Below are 3,199 nucleotides of genomic sequence, written 5' to 3' on the forward strand. Positions count from 1 at the left end.
GACCGGTAGTTCAGCTGGTTAGAATGCCGCCCTGTCACGGCGGAGGTCGCGGGTTCGAGTCCCGTCCGGTCCGCATCCAGAATAAAAAAGCACTGATAATCAGTGCTTTTTTTGTTTTCAGTGAATTGAAGTTTCTTGAATTTTTGATGCACGGTCGATTCCTATCGAGGCTACAAAAATGGTAAGAGGCTATCGAAATTGGTAGCCTCTTTTTTATGTACAAACCATATTTGCAGGAAAATGTGGATCAAGCTAATATCTACCTTTAAAATGCGTATTATTAATTTTGAAATATTCATATATAGCCGCGATATGATTACAAAGGATCAATTAGAAGCTTTGTTACCCGAAATGGAAAATGACAGGGTTGAAAAAACAATTTCCACAACTGATACCAATAAATTTGGTGAGGCTATTTGCGCTTTTGCTAATGATCTTGGCGCCACGAGTAAGCCTGGATATTTGATTATCGGCGCTCGTGATGACGGCAAAATCGAAGGATTGAAGATCGATGAATCTCTTATGCAGTTATTATTAGGATATCGAACTGACGGCCGGATAGTACCTCCTCCTGCAATGATGGTCAACAAGTTTAGCTTCCCTGAGGGTGATATCGCAGTAGTAGAAGTCCAGCCATCTCCTGTCCCCCCTGTCAGATGGAAAGGGAAAGTGTGTATTCGTATTGGACAGCGAAAAGGGACGGCTAACGAAGCGGAAGAAAGAATATTAAGTGAGAAACGCTCTACCTTTGCCCGCTCCTTCGATACACAACCCGTATTTGGGGCTGATTTACGCGAAATTGGAATCGACATCTTTAAACTGAGTTACTTGCCTACAGCCATTGATGCTGAAACTTTAGCTGCAAATGGAAGGCAGATTAAAGAACAGCTTTCATCTCTAAAATTTTATGATTTAAAAGCTGATATGCCCACCAACGCCGGCATTCTCTTATTCGGTAAAAATCCCAGGTTTTATTTGCCTGGTGCGTATATACAGTATGTGAAGTTCAAGGGGACAGACGAAACTAGTGATTTTGAATATGAGGAGCGGTTTGAAGGTGATTTGACTACGCAGCTGAGAGTGATCAACGACTTTATTAAATCGCAAATCGCCAAACGGGTGCAACATAAGCTCGGGGAAGAATATGAATTTGCATATCCAAATTCAGCTGTACAGGAATTGCTCTTCAATGCCATTATCCATAAAGATTATCAATCAAACGCTCCAATTAAATTTTACGAATTTGAGGATCGTATTGAAATCATAAACCCCGGTGGCCTGTATGGAAATGCAAGACCAGAAAATTTCCCTAACACAAACGACTATAGAAATCCTACATTAGCGGAAGTAGCCAAAAATCTCGGCTATATCAATGCGTTTAATGTTGGTGTCAAGCGCGCTAAAGCTGCGCTCGATAAAAACGGCTCACCCCCACCTAAGTTTTTAATAGATGAGCCAACAAGCTTTGGAGTAATTATTTACAAAAAGAAGTAATGAAAAGTATTGTTTTTTTTAACAATAAGGGAGGCGTAGGTAAAACAACATTGGTATATCATGTCACCCACATGCTTGCTGAAATGGGGCACAGATGTCTAGCGGTAGACTTAGATCCTCAGACTAATCTTACGTCTATGTTCCTAAATGAGGACCGTCTTAATGAAATTTATGATAATGACGGAGTGAGGCCGACAATATTAGAAAGTATTAAGCCGCTAAATAGAGGCGTCGGGGACGTTATTCCCGCACATATAGAAGTTATAAATGACAAAATTGGATTGGTTCCCGGTGATCTTGAGCTTTCATTATATGAAGATAAATTGAGCAGCGGTTGGGGGGCATGTATGAATCGAGATGAGGCTGCGTTTAGAATTATATCTTCTTTTTATAGGGTTGTAAAGGAGGCGAGTGAAAGATGGCAGGCCGAATACACCATTATTGACATCGGTCCTAATTTCGGAGCGATCAATAGGGCGACTTTAATTGCTGCTGATTATGCCATAATACCAATGGCAGCGGATTTATTTTCTCTCCAAGGTTTAAAAAACCTTGGCAATCAGCTCTCTAAATGGAATGAAGAATGGGCTGATAGGAGTGTTAGAAATCCGGAACCATCTCTTGATCTACCACCAGGGAATATCAAATCGCTCGGATATGTTGTGATGCAACATGGAACTAAGGAACGTAGACCGGTAAAATCGTATCTGAAATGGCTAAATAGAATCCCCGGCGTATTTAGAGGGTTTGTGATGAAGGAGCCGATATTGAATCCATTGTCTATCGAACAGGATTCCTATTGCCTTGCGCAATTGAAGCATTACCACAGCTTGATTCCCATGGCGATGGAAGTACGTAAACCAATATTTCAGCTAAAACCTGCTGATGGGGCCATTGGTGCGCATCTAGGCGCTGTACGGAGAAGTCACGAAGATTTCGAACTTCTTACACATCGTATAGAATCTACTATGCAATCTCAAGCCCACTAGTGGTTTGTTAGTACTTACTTTCAATGCGATATCGATTCGTATTTTGCTCTTTTATAAGCATCAATTACTATCTCTGCCGCTTTACTAAAGTCAATATCCGTGATTTTAGGGAATGTAAAGTATTTAATTACCTCGCTAAGGTCTTCCGACTTTGCAGATAAGTAATGTTGATAATAAAATAATGGCAAATAGCTCGGCAATTTTTCGACGTTTATATCTCTAGAGAAATAATCAGAAAAACGCAAGAATTCTTTCTGGTCTCTTTCTAAACTGTCTTGTAGATCTTTGACAGTTATTATCTTAAAGAATTCTTTAAACTTCCTAATGATATGTTCATATGAATCATCTTCAATAATTTTTGCATTGGAGTTATTTCTAATTATCTCCAATGTTTTCCTGATAACTTCATTCGATCGGGCAAGTGAAATAACCGACGCTTGATTCAACTCCACCTCCTGCGGAGCAATCGATATGAGGTTAGCAATATTCTCTTCATACTCTATTAAATCATGCTTTAATCGATCGAATTCTTTGTCCGCCGTTTCAAGTAAGGCGGCAAGCCTATTAAAGCTTCTGATGTATTCTTCGGGTATCGTCGCCTTACCTTTATAACCAAGATCATGCTCTATTTGTGCCCAAATGGATATTCCGGAGATGCTGACCCCGGTAACGTTGATACTGACCCCCTAAAGGTTTTGGCTCAGCAGAGCTGACAG

The 3,199-nt window shown here is 40.4% G+C and carries 3 protein-coding genes and 1 tRNA gene; 3 read left to right on the plus strand and 1 reads right to left on the minus strand.

Annotated elements, in window-relative coordinates; genetic code table 11:
- The 3 genes from KK062_RS29690 to KK062_RS29700 all read left to right on the plus strand — a co-directional run bounded on the left by KK062_RS29690 (window position 1) and on the right by KK062_RS29700 (window position 2,483).
- Window positions 1-73, plus strand: a tRNA-Asp gene (locus KK062_RS29690).
- A gap of 167 nt (window positions 74-240) precedes the next feature.
- Window positions 241-1,494, plus strand: a complete 1,254-nt coding sequence (locus tag KK062_RS29695; RefSeq protein WP_254088021.1) for an RNA-binding domain-containing protein — start codon at window positions 241-243, stop codon at window positions 1,492-1,494.
- Window positions 1,494-2,483: a ParA family protein gene (locus KK062_RS29700; protein ID WP_254088022.1), complete on the plus strand. Its 990-nt coding sequence runs from the start codon at window positions 1,494-1,496 to the stop codon at window positions 2,481-2,483. Before KK062_RS29695 ends, KK062_RS29700 begins: the two co-directional genes overlap by 1 nt.
- A gap of 20 nt (window positions 2,484-2,503) precedes the next feature.
- Here the strand turns inward: KK062_RS29700 and KK062_RS29705 are convergent, their stop codons facing one another.
- Window positions 2,504-2,935 carry a hypothetical protein gene (locus tag KK062_RS29705; RefSeq protein ID WP_254088023.1) on the minus strand — a complete coding sequence of 144 codons (432 nt, stop codon included), beginning with the start codon at window positions 2,933-2,935 and terminating at the stop codon, window positions 2,504-2,506.
- Window positions 2,936-3,199 lie beyond the last annotated feature (264 nt).

The organism is Dawidia cretensis (genome assembly GCF_018598175.1).
Classification (GTDB): domain Bacteria; phylum Bacteroidota; class Bacteroidia; order Cytophagales; family Cyclobacteriaceae; genus Ohtaekwangia; species Ohtaekwangia cretensis.

Bases quoted from the DNA above. Each gene is read 5' to 3' on its own strand.
- KK062_RS29700 (WP_254088022.1), top strand. From the start codon at position 1,494: ATGAAAAGTATTGTTTTTTTTAACAATAAGGGAGGCGTAGGTAAAACA.
- KK062_RS29695 (WP_254088021.1), top strand. From the start codon at position 241: ATGTGGATCAAGCTAATATCTACCTTTAAAATGCGTATTATTAATTTT.